The sequence below is a fragment of the Streptomyces sp. BBFR51 genome, from assembly GCF_044591655.1.
Taxonomy (GTDB): Bacteria; Actinomycetota; Actinomycetes; order Streptomycetales; family Streptomycetaceae; genus Streptomyces.
In genome coordinates this window covers 8,206,883-8,227,123 of record NZ_CP172448.1, presented here as the reverse complement: position 1 = coordinate 8,227,123, position 20,241 = coordinate 8,206,883, and the positions used below count along the sequence as shown (strand labels likewise).

Annotated in this window: 16 protein-coding genes; 7 read left to right on the top strand and 9 right to left on the bottom strand. The window is 72.4% G+C overall.

Annotation, left to right across the window (positions count from 1 at the left end; translation table 11 throughout):
- The first annotated feature begins 41 nt into the window (after positions 1-41).
- The 3 genes from ACGH7X_RS37400 to ACGH7X_RS37390 all read left to right on the top strand — a co-directional run bounded on the left by ACGH7X_RS37400 (position 42) and on the right by ACGH7X_RS37390 (position 4,344).
- Positions 42-1,367 (top strand): alpha-glucosidase/alpha-galactosidase, encoded by a 1,326-nt coding sequence (locus tag ACGH7X_RS37400; RefSeq protein ID WP_399894479.1) that lies wholly within the window; start codon positions 42-44, stop codon positions 1,365-1,367.
- 270 nt (positions 1,368-1,637) lie between these two features.
- On the top strand, positions 1,638-2,753 hold the full coding sequence (locus tag ACGH7X_RS37395; protein ID WP_399894476.1) for a M23 family metallopeptidase: 1,116 nt from the start codon (positions 1,638-1,640) through the stop codon (positions 2,751-2,753).
- Positions 2,754-2,817: 64 nt separating this feature from the next.
- Complete coding sequence (locus ACGH7X_RS37390) at positions 2,818-4,344, top strand: CHAD domain-containing protein (protein ID WP_399894474.1); 1,527 nt, start codon at positions 2,818-2,820, stop codon at positions 4,342-4,344.
- A gap of 51 nt (positions 4,345-4,395) precedes the next feature.
- Here ACGH7X_RS37390 and ppk2 read toward each other — a convergent pair whose 3' ends face one another.
- A complete protein-coding gene (ppk2, locus tag ACGH7X_RS37385) occupies positions 4,396-5,436 on the bottom strand; it encodes a polyphosphate kinase 2 (protein ID WP_399894471.1) in 1,041 nt (346 codons plus the stop codon).
- A 76-nt stretch (positions 5,437-5,512) separates the two neighbouring features.
- Positions 5,513-5,947 (bottom strand): hypothetical protein, encoded by a 435-nt coding sequence (locus ACGH7X_RS37380; RefSeq protein ID WP_399894468.1) that lies wholly within the window; start codon positions 5,945-5,947, stop codon positions 5,513-5,515.
- 457 nt (positions 5,948-6,404) lie between these two features.
- Here ACGH7X_RS37380 and ACGH7X_RS37375 point away from each other — a divergent pair, with 457 nt between their 5' ends.
- Positions 6,405-8,951 (top strand): discoidin domain-containing protein, encoded by a 2,547-nt coding sequence (locus tag ACGH7X_RS37375; protein ID WP_399894466.1) that lies wholly within the window; start codon positions 6,405-6,407, stop codon positions 8,949-8,951.
- Between the two features lie 67 nt (positions 8,952-9,018).
- On the opposite strand, the gene ACGH7X_RS37370 is transcribed toward ACGH7X_RS37375, so the two are convergent.
- On the bottom strand, positions 9,019-12,393 hold the full coding sequence (locus ACGH7X_RS37370; RefSeq protein WP_399894463.1) for a pyruvate carboxylase: 3,375 nt from the start codon (positions 12,391-12,393) through the stop codon (positions 9,019-9,021).
- A gap of 104 nt (positions 12,394-12,497) precedes the next feature.
- On the bottom strand, positions 12,498-12,815 hold the full coding sequence (locus ACGH7X_RS37365; RefSeq protein WP_399894460.1) for a hypothetical protein: 318 nt from the start codon (positions 12,813-12,815) through the stop codon (positions 12,498-12,500).
- A gap of 227 nt (positions 12,816-13,042) precedes the next feature.
- On the opposite strand from ACGH7X_RS37365, the gene ACGH7X_RS37360 reads away from it, so the two are divergent.
- Complete coding sequence (locus ACGH7X_RS37360; RefSeq protein WP_399894457.1) at positions 13,043-13,903, top strand: CAP domain-containing protein; 861 nt, start codon at positions 13,043-13,045, stop codon at positions 13,901-13,903.
- A gap of 6 nt (positions 13,904-13,909) precedes the next feature.
- Here the strand turns inward: ACGH7X_RS37360 and ACGH7X_RS37355 are convergent, their stop codons facing one another.
- The 3 genes from ACGH7X_RS37355 to ACGH7X_RS37345 are packed head-to-tail and all read right to left on the bottom strand — an operon-like array spanning position 13,910 to position 16,397.
- The gene (locus ACGH7X_RS37355; protein ID WP_399894455.1) at positions 13,910-15,232 is read right to left on the bottom strand and encodes an ATP-binding protein; all 1,323 of its coding nucleotides are present in this window, start codon (positions 15,230-15,232) and stop codon (positions 13,910-13,912) included.
- The gene (locus ACGH7X_RS37350; protein ID WP_399894452.1) at positions 15,229-15,918 is read right to left on the bottom strand and encodes a response regulator transcription factor; all 690 of its coding nucleotides are present in this window, start codon (positions 15,916-15,918) and stop codon (positions 15,229-15,231) included. Before ACGH7X_RS37350 ends, ACGH7X_RS37355 begins: the two co-directional genes overlap by 4 nt.
- 53 nt (positions 15,919-15,971) lie before the next feature.
- On the bottom strand, positions 15,972-16,397 hold the full coding sequence (locus ACGH7X_RS37345; RefSeq protein WP_399894449.1) for a hypothetical protein: 426 nt from the start codon (positions 16,395-16,397) through the stop codon (positions 15,972-15,974).
- Between the two features lies 1 nt (position 16,398).
- On the opposite strand from ACGH7X_RS37345, the gene ACGH7X_RS37340 reads away from it, so the two are divergent.
- Complete coding sequence (locus ACGH7X_RS37340) at positions 16,399-16,524, top strand: hypothetical protein (protein WP_399894447.1); 126 nt, start codon at positions 16,399-16,401, stop codon at positions 16,522-16,524.
- 15 nt (positions 16,525-16,539) lie between these two features.
- On the opposite strand, the gene ACGH7X_RS37335 is transcribed toward ACGH7X_RS37340, so the two are convergent.
- Complete coding sequence (locus tag ACGH7X_RS37335) at positions 16,540-18,225, bottom strand: cellulase family glycosylhydrolase (protein ID WP_399894444.1); 1,686 nt, start codon at positions 18,223-18,225, stop codon at positions 16,540-16,542.
- A 59-nt stretch (positions 18,226-18,284) separates the two neighbouring features.
- On the opposite strand from ACGH7X_RS37335, the gene ACGH7X_RS37330 reads away from it, so the two are divergent.
- Positions 18,285-18,416, top strand: a complete 132-nt coding sequence (locus ACGH7X_RS37330) for a hypothetical protein (RefSeq protein ID WP_399894442.1) — start codon at positions 18,285-18,287, stop codon at positions 18,414-18,416.
- Positions 18,417-18,453: 37 nt separating this feature from the next.
- Here the strand turns inward: ACGH7X_RS37330 and ACGH7X_RS37325 are convergent, their stop codons facing one another.
- The gene (locus ACGH7X_RS37325) at positions 18,454-20,235 is read right to left on the bottom strand and encodes a ThuA domain-containing protein (RefSeq protein ID WP_399894439.1); all 1,782 of its coding nucleotides are present in this window, start codon (positions 20,233-20,235) and stop codon (positions 18,454-18,456) included.
- Positions 20,236-20,241 lie beyond the last annotated feature (6 nt).

The window sequence follows — 20,241 nt, the reverse complement described above, 5'->3', positions numbered from 1 at the left end:
GAAGCGTTCGCCCAGGTCACCCGCAACGGAAAGAACCCCGCATGAGCACCGCCCACCCGACCGCGCCCAAGATCACCTTTGTCGGAGCCGGCAGCGTCGTCTTCACCCAGGGGCTGCTCGCCGACCTCTTCGCGTTCGACGAGCTGAAGTCCGCGCACATCGCGCTGCACGACATCGACGCCGAGCGCCTGGCCACCGCGCAGGCGGCCGCCGAGTACATCGCCGCCGAACGCGGCGCCCGCCCGCGCGTCACCGCGCACGCCGACCGCCGTGAGGCCCTCGTCGGCGCCGACTTCGTCATCAACATCGTGCAGGTCGGCATGGGCGAGGCGACCCGCACCGACTTCGAGGTGCCGGCCCGGTACGGGCTGCGCCAGACCATCGGCGACACCCTCGGCGTCGGCGGCATCTTCCGCGCGCTGCGCACCTTCCCGCTGCTCAAGGCACTCGGGCAGGACATCGCCGAGGTGTGCCCGGACGCCTGGCTGCTCAACTACACCAACCCGATGGCGATGAACGTCCAGTACCTCGCCGAGGCGACCGGTCTGACGCGGGTGGTGGGACTGTGCCACTCCGTCTACTGGACGGTCCAGGGCCTGTGCGAGTTGCTCAAGGTCCCCTACGAGGAGGTCACCTACCGGGCCGCGGGCGTCAACCACCAGGCGTGGGTGCTGCGCCTGGAGCACCGGGGCGAGGACCTCCACCCACGCCTCGACGCCCTGATCGCCGAGGACGCGCAGCTGCGCCGCCGGGTCCGCATGGACATGTACCGGCGCCTGGGGCACTACCCGACGGAGACCAGCGAGCACTCCTCCGAGTACGTCCCCTGGTACCTGCACCACGACAGCGAGATCGACCGGCTGCGGCTGCCCGTCGGCGCCTACCTGGGCATCGTGGACGAGAACGTGGCCGAGTACGAGCGCACCCGCGACGCGCTGGCCTGCGGCGCGCCCCTCACCGTCGAGGGCACCATGGAGTACGCGCCGCAGATCATCCACAGCATCGTCACCGGCACGCCCCGCACGGTCTACGGCAACGTGCCCAACCACGGTCTGATCGAGAACCTCCCCGCCCGCGGCACCGTCGAAGTGCCGTGCCTGGTCGACTCCTCGGGCATCCAGCCCACCCGCGTCGGCGCGCTGCCCCCGCAGCTGGCCGCCCTCAACCGGGCCTATCTCAGCACCACCGACCTGGTGGTGCGGGCGGCGACGGAGGACGACCCGCGGCACATCAGGCACGCCGCGATGGCCGACCCGGCGACGGCGGCGACCCTGCGGGTCGAGGAGATCTGGCAGTTGTGCGACGACATGGTCCGCGCCCACGGGGACCGGCTGCAACCGGCGCTGCGGGCCGTACTGGCCCTCTGAGTGGGCCGGACCCGGCTCGCGCACTGGTGCGGCCCCGCGTACGGGGGAGAACGCGGGGCCGCACCAGCAAGCTATCGGAGTAAGCGGCCGCCTGCCAGACCCGCGGACGGCGCGGATCGGGACAGGTCGTCCGTACGCGCCCCGTCGGGGCCGCCGGGCGCCGCCCCCGCTGCCCGTTCGGGCAGCTCCTTGTGCCTCGGGGACTCCTGACGCCCGCCAAGGGCGGCGATACCGTCCCTTCGTGAGCAACACGTCCCGGCGAGCGCCCAGGTGAACGACGAACAAGTGAGCGTGGCGGAGCCGGCCGACGAGGCGGACGAGCGGCCGGAGCAACCGGAACAGCCCCGGAAGCGAAAGCGGCGGGGGCCGGGCCCCGTCACCCTGCTGGTGCTGCCCGCACTGGTGACGGTCACCGGCGTGGCCGCCTTCCTCGCGCTGGGCGGGCTGCCGAACCCCTGGCCCGACGACTCCGAGGCCAACCCGTCCGCCTCGGTCGACATCGACCCCTCGTACGTCCCCTGGCTGCGCGAGGCGGCCTCGGCCTGCACCGTTCTCGAGCCGTCCGTGCTCGCCGCCCAGATCGACCAGCTCTCGGGCTGGAGCGACGACACGGACGCGCTCTCGGGCCAGAAGGGCATCGCCGGATTCACCGACGGCGAGTGGCGGAACTGGGGCAAGGACGACGACGGCAACGGGCACTCCTCGCCCCGCGATCCCGCGGACGCGATCATGGCGCTCGGCCGGCGGGACTGCTCCCTGGCCGGGAAGGTGACCGAACTGCGCACCGAGGGCAGGGTCAACGGCGACCTCGTGGAGCTGACCCTCGCCGCGTACGCCGCGGGAGAGGACGCCGTGACGAAGGCGGGCCGGGTTCCCGCGGAGGCGAAGACGTACCTCGCCGAGGTCCAGGCACTGATCCCGCGCTACGAGGCACTCGACCGGGACGACTCCGGCGGCGGCGCGGGCGGGGCGGCCGGCACCCTTTTGACCGCGCCGGTGAGCCCGCTCACCATCACCTCGCCCTTCGGGTCGCGCGAGCACCCGCTGACCGGTGTGACCAAGCTGCACACCGGTGTGGACTTCGCCGCGCCCCAGGGCGCGCAGGTCGTGGCGGCGCGCAAGGGCCGCGTCGTGTTCGCGGCGCTCACCAGCGCGTACGGCAACCGCATCGTGATCGACCACGGAACCATCCAGGGCAAGGGGGTACAGACGACCTACAGTCACCTGTCCTCCCTGGGGGCGGCCGTGGGACAGACCGTGGAGGCCGGCACGCCGATCGGACGGGTCGGCTCCACCGGCCTGTCCACCGGCCCCCACCTGCACTTCGAAGTGATCCTCGACGGGTACTACACCGATCCGCGGCCCTGGGTCGTCGCCGGCGGTTAGACGCCCGCGACGGTGGCACGCGGAAAAGGGGTTTGATCCGGCGGATCGGGTCGAAGGACACAACATGACCCAGTCGAAGCGCGAGACAGAGCGAAAGTACGAGCCGCCCGCCGGCGGCGTCGCCGGGCTGCCGGACCTCACCGGCGTCGGGCCCGTCGCCTCGGTCACCGCGGCCGGGCCCGTGGAGCTGGACGCGGTGTACCACGACACCGCGGATCTGCGGCTCGCCGGGGCCTCGGCCACGTTGCGCCGCCGTACGGGCGGTCCGGACGCGGGCTGGCACCTGAAGCTGCCGCTCGCCGGGGACACCCGGGAGGAGGTGGGGGCGCCGCTGTCGGACGAGGTGCCCGAGGCGCTGCGCGAGCTGGTCCTGTCGCGCACGCGGGGCGCCGAGCTGCGTCCGGTCGTACGGATCCGGTCCACCCGGGCCGTGCGTCAGCTGCGGGACGCCGAGGGCGGGGTGCTCGCCGAGCTCAGCCTCGACGAGGTGCGGGCGGAGTCGACGGCGGTCGGCGGCGGCCGTGCCGAGTGGGGTGAGCTGGAGGTCGAACTCGCCGACGGCGTCCACGCCGGGCTGCTGGACCTGGTCGAGAAGAGGCTCCGCAAGAAGGGGATCGTCCGCGCCGACAGCCCGTCCAAGCTCGCGCGGGCCCTGCGGGACACCGGATCGGCGGCCGAGCGGTCACGGCCCGCGGGGGTGGTCCCCGGGTCCCCGGGCTCGTACGTGCTCGCGTACCTGCGCGAGCAGGTCGGGATCCTGGTGGCGTTGGATCCGGCGGTCCGCCGTGACCTGCCCGACGGGGTGCATCAGATGCGTGTCACGTGCCGTCGGCTGCGCAGTTGTCTGCGCTCGTACCGGTCGGTGCTGGACCGGCGGGTCACCGATCCGGTGCGGGCGGAACTCCAGTGGCTGGCGGGCGAGCTGGGGGTGGCGCGCGACCAGGAGGTGCTGCGGGAGCGCATCGGGACCGCGCTGGACGAGCTGCCCGACGATCTGGTGCTGGGCCCGGTCGCCGCCCGGCTGCGGGTGTGGGACGTCTCCCGGGGCGGCGACGTGCGGTCCCGGACGCGGGAGGCCCTGGACACGCCCCGCTATCTGCGTCTCCTGGACGCGCTGGACTCCCTGGTCGGGCGGCCGCCCCTGCGTCCCAAGGCCGCGGGGAAGCCGGCCCGGACGATGGCCCGGGCGGTGCTCAAGGAGTACGACCGTCTCGCCGGGCGCATGGAGCACGCGCTCGCGCGGCCTGCGGGCCGGTCGCGGGAGACGGCACTGCACGAGACGCGCAAGGCGGCCAAGAAGCTCCGCTACGCGGCGGAGGTCGCGCGTCCCGCGCTGGGCAAGCCCGTCGCCCGGCTCGGCAAGCGTGCCAAGGCGGTGCAGCAGTTGCTCGGCGAGCACCAGGACGCCGTGGTCGCCCAGGACACACTGCGGGGGCTGGCGGTGGCCGCCCACGGGGCGGGGGAGTCCGCGTTCACGTGGGGACTGCTGCACGGCCGGGAACGGGCCGGGGCCGACGCCCGCCAACGGGAGCTGCCCGCGGTGTGGCGGGCGGCGTCGGATCCCGCGCTGCGTGCGCCGCTGAGGCACTGATCCGGGCGGGGCCCCGTCGGCGCGCCTACGCGGGCGCCCGGACCGGCGGTCTCAGGGCGACTCGTCCGGGTGGGTCCCGGGGCCGCCGCCCTGTCCGGCCAGCGGTGTCGGCGAGAGGTCGACGGGTTCCTCGTCGGCCTCGAGCAGGGTGTCGGCGGCGCCCACGATCAGCGGATCGGGACTGCCCACGGCCCGGTGGTCCTTGGCCGGGTAGTCGCAGCGGTCCAGCAGGCTGCGCATGGCCTCGAGGCGGCCGCGGCGTTTGTCGTTGTTCTTGACCACCGTCCAGGGCGCGTGCGGTGTGTCGGTGGCGCGGAACATGTCGACCTTGGCCGCGGTGTAGTCGTCCCAGAGATCCAGCGAGGCGAGGTCCGTCGGCGACAGCTTCCAGCGGCGCACCGGGTCGACCCGGCGGATCGCGAAACGGGTCCGCTGCTCGGCCCGGGAGACGGAGAACCAGAACTTCACCAGCAGGATGCCGTCGTCGGTCAGCAGCCGCTCGAAGGCCGGTGCCTGCTGGAGGAACGAGCGGTATTCGGGCTCGGTGCAGAATCCCATCACGCGCTCGACGCCCGCCCGGTTGTACCAGGAGCGGTCGAAGAAGACGATCTCGCCGCGGGCGGGCAGGTGGGCCACGTAGCGCTGGAAGTACCACTGTCCCGCCTCCCGTTCGGTCGGCTTGTCCAGTGCGACCACGCGGGCGCCGCGGGGGTTGAGGCGTTCGGTGAACCGCTGGATGGTGCCGCCCTTGCCGGCCGCGTCGCGGCCCTCGCACAGGACGACGACCCGCTGCCCGGACTCCTTGACCCAGCGCTGCATCTTGAGCAACTCGATCTGCAGGACCCGTTTCTGCCGCTCGTAGTCGGCCCTGCGCACCTTGCGGTCGTAGGGGTGGTTCTCCCGCCACGTGTCGATGGGCGCCCCCTCGGCGTTGAGGAGGATCGGCTTCTCGGGTCTGCGCTCGTCGATCCGCAGGCCGTCGAGGAGATCGCCCTCGGGCGGCTCCCCGGCCGCGGCGCCGGCCGCAGCTCCGGCCCGGGCCGCCTCGGAGTCGTCGTGTTTCTTCGCCGCGTCCTCGCGCTCGGGTTTCACCGGCACTCCCGTCCTTCCACCGGCGCCGGCACCGCTCCCGGGCCGGCCGCACTTCGTCCGGCCGCTCGGTCCCCTCTCACGCGGCGCGCGCCCGCTCCGCCTCCGGGCGTACGGGTGCCGCCGGGGTGCGGGCGGCGCGGACGCGGTAGGTCGTCCGGGCCGGATCGGCGAGGGGTTCGCCCAGCGTGATCCGGCCGGCGGCGTGCAGCAGGTCGCACTGGGCGGTGGGCAGCGCGACGTAGCAGCCTCCTCTGCCGGTGGCGGAGTCCAGCGGCCGCCAGTAGCTGTATCTGCGCCGGCCGCCCTCGCGCACGGTGACGAAGACGGGGGTACGCGCGTCGGCGACGATCCGCAGGATTTCGGCCTCGCCCGCGCCGAGCGGGGTGCCCGGGCGGGGTGGCCGGCGGACGACGGCGGACGGGTCGCCGGTGGGCAGAGGCGTGGCGGAGTCGGCGCGGCGCCCGGTCACACGGCGGTCGGCGGTCTGCGGGCGGACGACGGTGGGCGGCATCGGCTGTGGCCTTTCCAGGTCGGTGACTCGAGACCGCCTACCCGGTCCGGCCGGTGTTGATCTCGCTTGCCCGCATTCTTCAGCACGACACTGACAATCCCGTGCTCCCCGGCGCCGGACCACGCCGGGTCAGTCGCGCCAGACACCCACATCAGCGCCCATACGGCGCAGGGGGTGGGGGTTGACCCGGCGACCTGGTCCTCCGTCAGGGACCAGCAGGCGGCGCGGTGGCGGCGGCACGGGCGGGAGTCTTCGGCCGCCGTCCGGCTCCCCTCCCCCGCAAAGTCCCGTCGGAAGTCTTGCCCGAACTCTTGCCCGATCGATGCCTCACCACTTAAATCACACCTTGAACTAAGCTGCCGCGCAGGCCTGTTCGTCTCCTGCGCGCACGTCCGGCACCGGTGCCCGGCCAGGCAGGCCGGGTGCTCCCCTGTCCGCACCCGCAGAAAGCCCACGTATGAGACTCAGATCCTTGGGTGTCGCGCTCGTCGCCACGGCGGCGCTCGTCACCCTGCCCACTCCCATGACGGCCACCGCGGCCGACACTCCCCTCTCCCAGGGCCGGACGGCGGCGTCGTCGTCGGCCGAGAACGCCGGAACGCCCGCCGCCAACGCCGTCGACGGCGACACGAACACCCGCTGGTCGTCGGCCGCGAGCGACGACCAGTGGCTCCAGGTCGACCTCGGCGCCACGGCCTCCGTCACCCGGGTCGAACTCGACTGGGAGGCCGCCTACGGCAAGGACTACAAGATCCAGCTCTCCCAGGACGGGAGCACCTGGTCCGACGCGAAGACGGTCACCGGCGGCGACGGCGGCACCGACACGCTGGACGTCTCGGGCCAGGCCCGGTACGTCCGGATGCAGGGGGTGCACCGGGCCACCCCCTGGGGCTACTCCCTGTGGGAGTTCCAGGTCTTCGGCACCACCGGCGGCACCACACCCGGCGGCTCGTGCGACACCGCCAACGCCGCCCGGGGCAAGCCCGCCTCCGCCTCGTCCGTGGAGAACGCCGGGACACCGGCCGCCGCGGCCTTCGACGGTGACACCGGCACCCGCTGGTCGAGTCAGGCCTCCGACCCGCAGTGGGTGCGGGTCGACCTCGGCGCCGTACGCGACCTGTGCAAGGTGGACCTCGACTGGGAGGCCGCCTACGCCAAGGACTTCCGGATCGAGGCCTCCTCGGACGGGCAGAACTGGCAGACGCTGAAGAGCGTCGCGGGCGCCACCGGGGGCAAGGCCTCCTACGACGTCAGCGGCTCGGGCCGCTACGTCCGCGTCCACGGCACGGCCCGCGCCACCGGCTACGGCTACTCGCTGTGGGAGGTCGCGGTGCACACCGGCACGACCGGCACTCCCCCGGTCGAGGGCGGCGGCGACCTCGGGCCGAACGTCATCGTCGTGGACCCCTCCACGCCGAACCTCCAGCAGAAGTTCGACCAGGTCTTCGCCCAGCAGGAATCGAACCAGTTCGGCAGCGGGCGCTACCAGTTCCTGCTGAAGCCGGGCACCTACAACGGCATCAACGCCCAACTCGGCTTCTACACCTCCATCTCCGGTCTCGGGCTCAACCCGGACGACACGCAGATCAACGGTGACATCACCGTGGACGCCGGCTGGTTCAACGGCAACGCGACGCAGAACTTCTGGCGTTCGGCCGAGAACCTCGCCATCACGCCGTCCAACGGCACCGACCGCTGGGCCGTCGCCCAGGCCGCCCCGTTCCGGCGCATCCACGTCAAGGGCGGCCTCAACCTCGCTCCCAACGGCTACGGCTGGGCCTCCGGCGGCTACATCGCCGACTCGAAGATCGACGGCACGGTCGGCCCCTACTCCCAGCAGCAGTGGTACACCCGGGACAGCTCGGTCGGCGGCTGGACCAACGGCGTCTGGAACATGACGTTCACGGGTGTCGAGGGCGCGCCGGCGAGCAACTTCGAGACCGGTCCGTACACGACGCTGGACACCACGCCCGTCTCCCGCGAGAAGCCCTTCCTCTATCTCGACGGGAACGAGTACAAGGTGCGCGTGCCCGCCAAGCGCACCAACGCCCGCGGCGTCTCCTGGCCCGCCAACGCCGGGGGCACGTCCCTGCCGCTCAGCCAGTTCTACGTCGTCAAGCCCGGCGCCACGGCCGCGACCATCAACGCCGCCCTCGACCAGGGCCTCAACCTGCTGTTCACGCCGGGTGTTTACCACATCGACCAGACCATCGAGGTCGACCGCGCCAACACCGTCGTGCTGGGACTCGGGCTGGCCACGATCATCCCGGACGGCGGTGTGGACGCCATGCACGTGGCCGACGTCGACGGCGTGCGGCTCGCGGGCTTCCTGATCGACGCCGGTCCGGTGAACTCCGACACGCTGTTGCGGATCGGGACGCCGGGCGGGAACGCCGACCACTCGGCCAACCCCACCACCATGCAGGACGTGTTCATCCGCGTCGGCGGCGCGGGACCGGGCAAGGCCACCGACTCCGTCGTGGTCGAGAGCGACGACGTCGTCATCGACCACACCTGGATCTGGCGGGCCGACCACGGCGAAGGCGTCGGCTGGGAGACCAACCGCGCGGACTACGGTCTGCGGGTCAACGGTGACGACGTCCTGGCGACGGGTCTGTTCGTCGAGCACTTCAACAAGTACGACGTGTACTGGAGCGGTGAGCGCGGCCGGACCATCTTCTTCCAGAACGAGAAGGCGTACGACGCCCCGAACGAGGCCGCCATCACCCACGACGGCATCGTCGGCTACGCGGCCTACAAGGTCGCCGACTCGGTGAACGTGCACGACGCGGTGGCGCTGGGAAGCTACTGCAACTTCACCACCGACCCGAGCATCGTCCAGCACCACGGGTTCCAGGTGCCGGTCAAGCCGGGCGTCAGGATGCGCAACCTCCAGGTGATCTCGCTCGGCGGCATGGGTCAGTACCGCCACGTCGTCAACGACACCGGCGCGGCCACGTCGGGGACGGACACCGTGCCGTCCAAGGTCGTCCAGTTCCCGTGACCGGCGGCTAGTGGACGGGAACCCGCGCGTCCGGGGGTCACCCCGGGCGCGCGGGTTCACCGGCGGGTCAGGCGAGTTGCACGAGGAGGTCGCCGCCCTCGACCTGCTGGATGCGGTTGATGGCGAGCCGGGACACCGTGCCGGACTTCGGTGCGGTGATCGAGGCCTCCATCTTCATCGCCTCGATGGTCGCCACGGTGGCACCGGCCTCCACCGCGTCGCCCTCGGCGACGGCGAGGGTCACCACGCCGGCGAACGGCGCCGCGACATGGCCGGGGTTCGCCCGGTCGGCCTTCTCCGTCACCGGGACGTCGGAGGCGGCCGACCGGTCGCGGACCTGGATGGGGCGGAGCTGGCCGTTCAGGGAGGACATCACGGTGCGCATGCCGCGCTCGTCGGCGTCGCCGACCGCCTGCAACTCGATGAGCAGCCGGACGCCGGGGTCGAGGTCGACCGTGTACTCCTTGCCGGGGCGCAGCCCGTAGAAGTAGTCCTTGCTGTCGAGGACGCTGGTGTCGCCGAACGAGGCTCGGTGGGTGTCGAACTCGCGCGCCGGCCCCGGGAACAGCAGCCGGTTGAGCGTCGCCCTGCGGTCCTTGTCGAGACCGGTGCGGTCGTCCGCGGACAGTTCCGGCAGGGGCTTGGCACCGGCGCGGCCGCGCAGCGCCTTGCTGCGGAAGGGCTCGGGCCAGCCGCCGGGCGGGGTGCCCAGTTCGCCGCGCAGGAAGCCGACGACGGAGTCGGGGATGTCGAACCGGTCGGGCTCGGCCTCGAAGTCCGCCGGCAGGACTCCAGCACCCACCAGGTGCAGGGCGAGGTCGCCGACCACCTTGGAGGACGGGGTGACCTTCACCAGGCGGCCCAGCATCCGGTCGGCGGCGGCGTACATCGCCTCGATGTCCTCGAAGCGGTCGCCGAGGCCGAGCGCGACGGCCTGGGTGCGCAGGTTGGAGAGCTGGCCGCCGGGGATCTCGTGGTGGTAGACGCGGCCGGTCGGGGAGGCCAGGCCCGCCTCGAAGGGGGCGTACACCTTGCGGACGCTCTCCCAGTACGGCTCGAGGTCGCCGACGGCCTGGAGGTCGAGGCCGGTGGGCCGCTCGGTGTGGTCGGTGGCGGCCACGATCGCCGACAGCGACGGCTGCGAGGTGGTCCCGGCCATGGACGCCACCGCTCCGTCGACGGCGTCCGCGCCGGCCTGGACGGCGGCGAGGTAGGTGGCGAGCTGGCCGCCCGTGGTGTCGTGGGTGTGCAGGTGCACCGGCAGGTCGAACTCGCGGCGCAGCGCGGAGACCAGCGTCGCGGCGGCCGGGGCCCGCAGCAGGCCGGCCATGTCCTTGACGGCCAGCACGTGCGCGCCGGCGTTCACGATCTGCTCGGCGAGCCGGAGGTAGTAGTCGAGCGTGTAGAGCCGCTCGGACGGGTCGGACAGGTCGGCGGTGTAGCACAGCGCGACCTCGGCGACGGAGGTGCCGGTCTGGCGTACGGCCTCGATGGCGGGCCGCATCTGCTCGACGTCGTTGAGGGCGTCGAAGATGCGGAAGACGTCGATGCCGGTGGCCGCGGCCTCCTGCACGAAGGCGTCGGTCACCTCGGTCGGATACGGGGTGTAGCCCACGGTGTTGCGCCCGCGCAGCAGCATCTGGAGGCAGATGTTGGGCACGGCCTCGCGCAGCGCGGCCAGCCGCTCCCACGGGTCCTCGGCGAGGAAGCGCAGGGCGACGTCGTAGGTGGCGCCGCCCCAGCACTCCAGGGACAGCAGCTCGGGCAGGGTGTGCGCGACCTGCGGGGCGACGGCGAGCATGTCCTTGGTGCGCACCCGGGTGGCCAGCAGCGACTGGTGGGCGTCGCGGAACGTGGTGTCGGTGACGCCGATGGTGGGCGAGGCTCGCAGCCACCGGGCGAAGCCCTCGGGGCCCAGCTCCGCGAGCCGCTGCCGGGAGCCGGCCGGGGGTTCACCGGCGGGCACCGGCGGCAGCTTGGTCAGCGGGTCGACGAGTTCGGGGCGCTCGCCGTGCGGCTTGTTCACGGTGACGTCGGCGAGGTAGGTCAGCAGCTTGGTGCCGCGGTCGGCGGAGTGACGGGCGGTGAGCAGGTGCGGGCGCTGCTCGATGAACGAGGTCGTGACCCGGCCGGCCTGGAAGTCCGGGTCGTCGAGCACCGCCTGGAGGAAGGGGATGTTGGTGGCGACGCCGCGGATGCGGAACTCGGCGACCGCGCGCCGGGCCCGGTTCACGGCGGTGGTGAAGTCGCGCCCCCGGCAGGAGAGTTTGACCAGCATCGAGTCGAAGTGCGCGCTGATCTCCGTACCGGCGTGCGTGGTGCCGCCGTCCAGGCGGATGCCGGAGCCGCCGGGCGAGCGGTAGGCGCTGATCTGCCCGGTGTCGGGCCGGAAGCCGTTGGCCGGGTCCTCGGTGGTGATACGGCACTGCAGCGCGGCGCCGCGCAGGGTGATGTTCTCCTGGGCGAGGCCGAGGTCGGCCAGCGTCTCGCCGGCGGCGATGCGCAGCTGGGCCTGGACGAGGTCGACGTCGGTGACCTCCTCGGTCACCGTGTGCTCGACCTGGATGCGGGGGTTCATCTCGATGAAGACGTGGTTGCCCTCGCGGTCGACGAGGAACTCCACGGTGCCGGCGTTGCGGTAGCCGATCTGCCGGGCGAAGTTCACGGCGTCGGCGCAGATCCGCTCCCGCAGGGCCGGGTCGAGGTTGGGCGCGGGGGCGAGTTCGATGACCTTCTGGTGGCGGCGCTGCACCGAACAGTCGCGCTCGAAGAGGTGGATGACGTTGCCCTGCCCGTCGGCGAGGATCTGCACCTCGATGTGGCGGGGCTCGACGACGGCCTTCTCCAGGAAGACCGTCGAGTCGCCGAAGGCGGAGGCGGCCTCCCGGGACGCGGCCTCGATGGCCTCGCGCAGCTGGGCGGGTTCCTCGACGCGGCGCATGCCGCGCCCGCCGCCGCCCGCGACCGCCTTGACGAAGACGGGGAAGCCGACGTCGTCCGCGGCGCGGACGAGTTCGTCCACGTCGGTGGAGGGCGCGCTGGAGCCGAGGACCGGCACGCCCGCCTCGCGGGCGGCGGCCACGGCCCGGGCCTTGTTGCCGGTCAGTTCGAGGATCTGGGCGCTGGGTCCGACGAAGGTGATGCCGGCCTCTGCGCAGGCACGGGAAAGTTCGGGGTTCTCGGACAGGAATCCGTAACCCGGGTAGACGGCGTCGGCTCCCGCCCGGCGGGCCGCGCGGACGATCTCCTCCACGGAGAGATACGCGCGCACCGGATGCCCCGGCTCTCCGATCTCGTAGGCCTCGTCGGCCTTCAGCCGGTGCAGCGAGTTGCGGTCCTCGTGCGGGAAGACGGCGACGGTGCGCGCGCCGAGCTCGTAGCCCGCCCGAAACGCACGGATCGCGATCTCACCGCGGTTGGCGACCAGCACCTTGCGGAACATTCTTGATCCCTTCAGCCTGCCGGGTGACGAGACCATGGTGTCGGTGCCACCTCCTGTACGCCATGTGAGCCGGGCCACTCACGGCCCGGCTCTTCCGGCCGGTTTCACACGTCGGAGTCGATCCCGGTGACCACCGACGGTCCGAGCGGCGCGCGGTCGCGGTCCAGGCCCGCGGTGCGCAGTGCGGAGTCCGCGACCTCCTGGGCGTGGCTCTCCGCATGCTTGGCGGTGTCCGCCTCGACGGTGAGCCGGATGGTGAAGGTGCCGTCCTCGTTGACCGAGAGGGCGTCGAGGTCCTCCTCGTCTCCCAGGTGGGTGCGGTGCGAGTCCGCGGGGCGCAGCGCCCGGGCCAGCTCGTCCCTGGTGACGTCCGGTACGGCGCCGGTGAATGTTCCCGGCACCGAGATGACGTACGTGGTCATGGCACTCCTCCTTCGGTGTCCCTTCCCCCTACCCCGCGACCGGCTCCTCACCTCAGCGGACTTTGGCGGCTCTTTTAAGGCTTTCTGAAGACGACCTTCGAACGGCCGTTTCAACGCCGAAGGCGTCCTAGGCTCTCGGACACCCCCCACAGTCCCGGTGGGCGCGGTCGCGTCCACCGGGTACGGGGGCTTCCGTCAGCCGACCGACAAGCCGAGGTGTCCTGCGTATGGGTTCCCGCCGAGCCGCTCGCCCGTCCCGCTCCCACGCCCGCCCCCGCAGCGGGCTCAGGAGCCGCGGTACCGCGCTGGTGCTCGGCGCCGTCACCGTGACGGCGGGCGTCGGGATCACGCTGGCCGTCGCCGACGGTGACGACGGCGGCGCCTCGGACCGGGTCACCGCGAACTCCGCGGACCTGACGCCGAACGCCGAGGACGCGGCGGGCGGTGCGTCACCGCTGACGTCCGCGTCGGCGAGTCCCAGCACGTCGGCGAGCGGCTCGCCGAGCAGGAGCGCCGAGCCGACGAAGAAGCCGAAGAAGACGGCGCGCCCCACCACCAGCGCCCCGAAGGCGCCCGCGCCCGCGTCGAGCGCTCCCGTGAAGGCGACCGCGAAGAGCGGCAGCGACCGTCCGGCGGGCGGGGGCGGCGACTCGGGATCGGACACCGGGTCGGGCTCGGGTTCGGGTTCGGGCTCTGGTGGGTCCGGCGGGGCCGAGGCGCAGGTCCTCGCGCTGGTGAACGAGGAGCGGGCCGCGGCGGGCTGCTCGCCGGTCACCGCGAACGACCGGCTGACCCGGGCCGCGGACGACTACAGCGATGTCATGGCGAGCAGCGGTGTGATGTCCCACACGGGCCCCGACGGCTCCACCATGGCGGGCCGGGTGGAGGCCGCCGGTTATCAGTGGTCGACGCTGGGTGAGAACATAGCCCGGGGCCAGGCGGACGCCGCCTCGGTGATGGACTCGTGGATGAACAGCGAGGGCCACCGCGCGAACATACTCAACTGCTCCTTCAAGGAGCTGGGCGTCGGCGTCCACTTCGGCGACGGCGGTCCCTGGTGGACCCAGGACTTCGGCGCGGGCCGCTGACGCCCGTCACCGCTGCGCCCCCCGGGCGGCGTCGGCCAGCGCGAACGACACCCGCACCCGCGCGCCTCCCAGCGGCGCGCGGCCGATCGTCAGCTCGCCGTCCGCCGTGCGGGCCGCCCGGGCCACGATGTCCAGGCCGAGCCCGGTGGAGCCGCCGACGCTGACGCCCCGGGTGAGCGCCGCCTCGGGGTCCGCCACGCCGGGTCCGGCGTCGTCGACGGTGAGGTGGACGTACCGGTCCTGCCGCTCGACGCGGACGGCGAAGGCCGTGCCCTGCGGGGTGTGCCGGAAGACGTTGCCGATCAGGGCGTCGACGACGGCCGCGAGGTCGTCCTCGGGGAAGGCCACGGGCGTCGGACGCGGCGTGAGGTAGCGCTCGCACGGCCGCTCCTGCTGGGTGGCGAGGACCGACCAGAAGTCCAGGCGCATGGCGACCACCTCGGCGACGTCGCACGGCTTTCCCGTGCCCGCCCCGGCCCCGCCGAGCTGTACCGACGCCAGGGGCGTACGCGCCGCCGCGATGATCGAGTCGAGCTCGTTCTCGAGCTGGCCGGCCGCTTCCGTGACCCGCCGGGCGCTCGGTGTCGCGCCCATCCGGTCGGCCTCCAGATACAGGGCGGTCAGCGGGGTGCGCAGCCGGTGCGAGAGGTCCGCGACGAGTTCGCGTTCGACGGCGAGCAGGTCGACGACCCGGTCGGCCATGGTGTTGAACGCCACGCCGGCCTCCTGGAGCTCGGGCGGGCCGTCCGGTTCCACCCGTACGTCGAGGTCGCCGGAGCCGAGGGCGAGCGAGGCACGCTTGAGGCCCCGGGAGGAGCGGACCACGCGGGCGCCGAGCCGGTCGGCGACCAGCACCGAGCCGCCCACGAGGCCCAGCGCGAGCAGCGCCATCACGCCCCACGAGGCCGTCACGCCCCGGGTGAGGTCCGCGGCGGGCACGTAGGCCTCGACGACCGCGACCCTCTCGCCCCGCAGGACGACGGGCTGGAGGTAGGCCCAGCCGTCCGGGGTGTCGACGGCGAGTGTCTCGCGGCCCCGTACGGCCCGGTCGAGCGCCTCCTCGGGCGCGTGCGGGGTCCCGACGAAGCCGCCGTCGGGCAGCCGTACGACCAGCTGGTCGGAGGAGCCGAGCTCCGCGACGGCCTGCTGCACGTCGGCGCGCCGGGTGGTGAGGGCGAGCACCGGGGAGAGGGCCGAGGCACGCTGCTCGGCGGCGGTGGTGACCCGGTCCCGGGCCTGTTCGCGCACGAGGAGGGCGAGCGGGATGAGGAACGACAGGGCCACCATCGAGGTGACGGCCAGGGCGATCCCGGCGAGCGCACGTCTCATGGCGAGCTGACCAGCTTGATACCGATACCTCGTACGGTGTGGAGGTAGCGGGGCTTTCGCGCCTTCTCGCCCATTTTGCGGCGAAGTGCGGAGAGGTGGACGTCCACCGTCTGGTCCTCCACATAGGGCTGCTGCCACACCTCGGCGAGTATCCGCTGTCGCGATATGACATGGTCGGCGTTGGCGGCCAGGTAGGCGAGCAGGTCGAACTCGCGGCGGGTGAGGGGGAGTTCCCGGCCGGCGAGATGCGCGGTGCGCGCGGTGGGGTCGATTCGGAGGTCGGCGACCTGGAGAACGGGCCGTCGCGTGGCCCGCAGGTCGGCGGGCACGGAGCGGCGCAGCACGGCGGCGAGGCGGGCCGCGAGCTGGCCGCCGGAGAACGGTTTGACCATGTAGTCGTCGGCGCCCGCGTTGAGCAGCCGGATGATCTCGGTGTCGTCGTCGCGGGCGGTGGCGACGAGCACCGGGACCCGGGAGATGCCCCGGATCATCCGCAGCACGTCGAGGCCGTCGAGGTCGGGCAGCCCGAGGTCGAGCACCACGATGTCCGGCGGGCTCTGGGTGATGTCGCGCAGCGCCTCGAAACCCTGGTGTGCGGTCTTCACCGCGTAGCCGTGTCCGGTGAGGACCTCGATCAGCGCGGCCCGGATCACGGGGTCGTCCTCGACGACAAGTACGGAGGCCATGGGCAGGCACGTTAGCCGGTCCGTCACTATGGTGTCGTGTCCCGCCTCCTGCGCTACCTGATCATCTGGCTGTCCTGCACGGCGGCCAGTGTCACGGCTGTCATCATCACGATCCACTTCGTGGTGGGCTCGACCCGGCCGACCGCGCCGGTAGCGCAGACGGCGCCGAAGGAGCTGCCGCCGTCCCCCCGCCCCACCGTGACCAAGACCGAGCACCCCTCCCCCAGCCCGTCGCCGACCAGCCGGAAGCCCAGCCCGTCGCCGTCCCGTACGAGCGCGAAGCCGCCCGAGCCGACCCCGACACCGACGCCGAGCGCCCGCACCACGCCCTCCGCGCAGCCCACGGGCGGGGGCGAGACGGGGTGCGAGGAGGGCGGGGCCGGTGTGTACACGGTGCCGTCCGAGGGCGGCAAGGTGACCGTGCGGTTCGGCGGCAGCGGGGTGTGCCTGATCTCGGCGGTGCCGAACCAGGGATTCACGGTGAGTACGGAGCAGAGCTCGCCGCAGACGCTGACGGTCACGTTCGCGGCGAGCCGGCACCGCTCGGAGATCACCGCGACGACGCGGCCGCAGAGCCGGGCCGACGTCCGCGAGGTGTCGTGGTGAGGTCCCTCACCGCGTTCACGTCGTGGTGCAGGATGCCCCGTTGAGGCTGAACGCGGTGGGGGCGGTGTTGGTGGCGCCCTTCCCGCCGGTGAAGCCGAGGGTGACCGTGCCGCCGGCCGGGATGGTGGCGGTGTAGGCGGCCGGGGCGACGCTCACCGCGCCCGCGTTCTGGGTGGCGGTGCCTCCCCACATGTTCGTGACGGTCTGGCCGTCCGCGAAGGCGAAGGCGAGCGCCCACGGGCCGATGGAGACGCTCCCGGTGTTGCGCACGGTGATCTCGCCCTGGAAGCCGCCCGGCCACTCGCCCACGACGCGGTAGCCGACGGAGCAGGTGCCGCCGGGGGTGCCGCCGCCCTCGTCGGTGGTCACGTCGACGGTGGCGGAGCGGGCGGACCGGTTGCCGGCCGCGTCACGGGCGTAGACGGCGAAGGTGTACGGGGTGTCGGCGGTCAGGCCCGTCACGGTGGCGGTGGTGGCTGTCGTCGCGGCGACCTGGGTCTCGGTGCCGTCGCCCACCCGGACGACGTCGTAGCCGGTGACCGCGGTGTCGTCGGTGGCGGCGGCCCAGCCAAGGGTGACGGAGGTGTCCGTGACGGCGGAGGCGGTCGGGGTGCCGGGGGCCGTCGGGGCCCGGGTGTCGTCCGGGGTGCCGTCGCCGAAGACGGTGGCCTCCTCGGAGGTCTGGGCGATGCCGTTGGTTCCGTGGAAGATGCGTTCGCCCCAGGAGCTGAGCCTGCTGGGGTCGAAGTCGATCGCCAGGTCGAGGATCGGGTCGGTGTTGCCGCTCCAGGACCAGGCCAGGTAGCCGAGGCGGAGCTGCTCGGCGGTGGCCATCATGGTGTCCTCGTCCGGGTCTCCGTACTGGTCGGCGGGGCCGCCGAACTCGCCGATGAGGATGGGCAGTTCCGCGTCGACGAAGGCGTTGAGGTAGTCGGTGATCTCCTGGGCGGTGTCGAAGACGCTGTACATGTGGATCGAGAAGATGAGGTTGCCGGCGGGGTCGGCGTCGTAGACGGACTGCGCGTTGGCCCGCATGACGCCCTGCCAGTCCTGGCCCCAGTTGGGCGCGTCCACCATGATCGTGTGCTGGAGGCCGGCGTCGCGCAGCTTCTTGACGGCCGCGACGGTCGGCTCGGTCCAGCCGGCGGGGTCGGTGTTGCCCCAGGGCTCGTTGCCGATGTTGACGACGACGTAGTCCTCTTCACCGGCCAGCACGTCCTTGAGGCCGATCCAGTAGTCGGCCGCGTGGTCGAGCGTGCCGGCCGCGGTGTCCTCGCCGTACCCGGTGGTGTCGTGCACCTCCAGTACGCAGATCAGCCGGTTGGCCTTGCACTGGTCGATGACGGCGGCCACGTCATCGGGTCCGTTCTCGCTCCAGCGGTACCCGTCGGACAGGACGACCCGGACACTGTTCGCGCCCAGCGCCTTCACGTCCGCCAGCGACTGCGTCTCGCCGGGGTACCAGGTGTGGGCGTGGTTGACCCCGCGCATGACGAAGTCGTTGCCGTTGCCTTCCAGCAGCCGGCCGTCACTGATGTGCAGGCCGGCCGCCTGGGCACCGGGCGACTCGGCACCGGGCGCCTGGGCCACGGCGGCGGCCGGGCAGAGGGCGCCGACGACGACCAGCCCGATGAGTGCGGCCAGGCCGGTCAGCAGGCGGGCCAAGGGGGACTTCGGTGTGTCGCGTCTTGCTGTGCGCACGGCGACTCCAGGGGTGAGTAGTGCGGACACGAGGGGCGTGAGGGCGTGGGAGCGCTCCCATGAAACGCACCACGCCGCGTACACGTCAAGACGTCGAGCAGAAAACGCTTGCCATCGGTGCCGGGCCGACCGACCGCCCCGAAACGGACGGCCGGTCGGTCGGCGTCGCTCACCTGACGTCGCTCACCTGACGTCGCTCACCTGACGTCGCTCACCTGTCGGCGCTCCTCAGGGCAGGGTCCACTTCTGGTTGGGGCCGGTGTGGCAGGTCCACAGATGGACCGGCGTCCCGTCGTTCCAGGTACCGCCCGACGCGTCCAGGCACTTGCCCGACTGCGGATTGCGCACCGTACCGTCCGACTGCGCCGCCCACATCTGCGCACCCGTGCCGTTGCACGTCCACAACTGCACCCGCGTACCGTCCGCGCTCCCACCACCCGAGATGTCCAGACACTTGCCCAGCGCCCTGAACGTGCCGTCGCCACCGACCGTCCAGTCCTGGGCCGCACTGCCGTTGCACGTCCAGATCTGCACCTCGGTACCGTCCGCCGTGCCCGCGTTGTCCACGTCCAGACACTTGCCGCCGACCCCGGTGACCGGGCCCGATCGCGGGCCGGTCGGCGGCGTCCCGGCCTGCTTGACGCGGATGTCGCGGAACGCGACCTCGTCGCCGTCACCGTGGTTCTGGAGACCGATGTGTCCCTGCGCCAGGCTCCGTGCCGGGTCGGTGTTGGTGAAGTCGTTGATCTTCACGCCGTTGAGGAAGACCTCCAGTCGCTCTCCCGTGACACGGATCTCGTACGTGTTCCACTCCCCCGGCGGGTTCAGCGCCGCGTCGCGGGCGGGCAGGTCCGCCGACTGGAAGCCGTACACGGCGCCCGTGGTGCGGTCGGCCGCGTCGGTGGCGTCGATCTGGATCTCGTAGCCGTGGTCCACCGCCGACCAGGGGTCGTCCGAGGCCGGGAAGCCCACGAAGACACCGGAGTTGTCGTCGCCGGTCGCCCTCCAGTCCAGCTTGAGGGAGTAGTCACCGGTGAACTCCTCGGCCGCGTACCAGAGCATCCCCAGTCCGCCGTGCGAGGTGAGGGTGCCGTCCGCGAGGGTGAAGCCGCCGGGGCCCGCCTGCTGCCAGCCGGTGGTGCCGGAGCCGTCGAAGAGGGACGTGTAGCCGCTCTCCGGGCGGCAGTCGGCGTTGGTCGTTCCCGCCGCCCAGCGGATGCCGCCGAGCAGGTGCCGGCGGAAGGCGGGGTCGGTGTAGGACTCGTCGGTGTGGCCGCCGCCGGTGTAGAAGGCCCGGCCGCCCTCGTACTCCTTGCACCAGGCGATCGGGTGGTCACCGTTCATGTTCCCGCCCGCGTAGCTGGACTCGTCGAGCGAGGCCAGGACATGGGCGGTGGTGCGCGGGTTGGTGCGGTAGTTGTACCACTCGTCGGTCCGCTGCCAGGTACCGCCGAGGTGCGCGGTGGCGTCGTGCGCCCGGTCCTCGATCTCGACGGTGGCGGACTGGACGGCCGGGTGGGAGTGGAAGAGGGCGCCGGCCAGACCTTCGTAGAAGGGCCAGTCGTACTCGGTGTCGGCCGCCGCGTGGATGCCGACGTATCCGCCGCCGGCGTTGAGGTACTGCTCGAACGCCGTCTGCTGGGCGGCACCGAGTACGTCGCCCGTCGTCGACAGGAAGACGACCGCCTTGTACTGGGCGAGGTTGCCGGTGGTGAACGTGCCCGGGTCCTCGGTGGCGTCCACGGTGAAGTTGTTCGCCGCGCCGAGGTCGCGCAGCGCCGTAATGCCGTCGTCGATCGAGGAGTGGCGGAAGCCCGCCGTACGGGAGAAGACGAGGATCTTGTACGCGGGGTCGGCCGCGGCCTGTGCCGCGGTGTCCGGGCCCGCCTGTGCGGTGGTGCGGACGGTGTCGCCGGTTGCGGCGGCGCCGGGCAGTGCGGTGGCCTGGGGTGCCACGCACAGCATGGCGCCGGCGAACAGGCCGAGGGCCGCCTTGAGGTGGTTGCGCATGTGAGG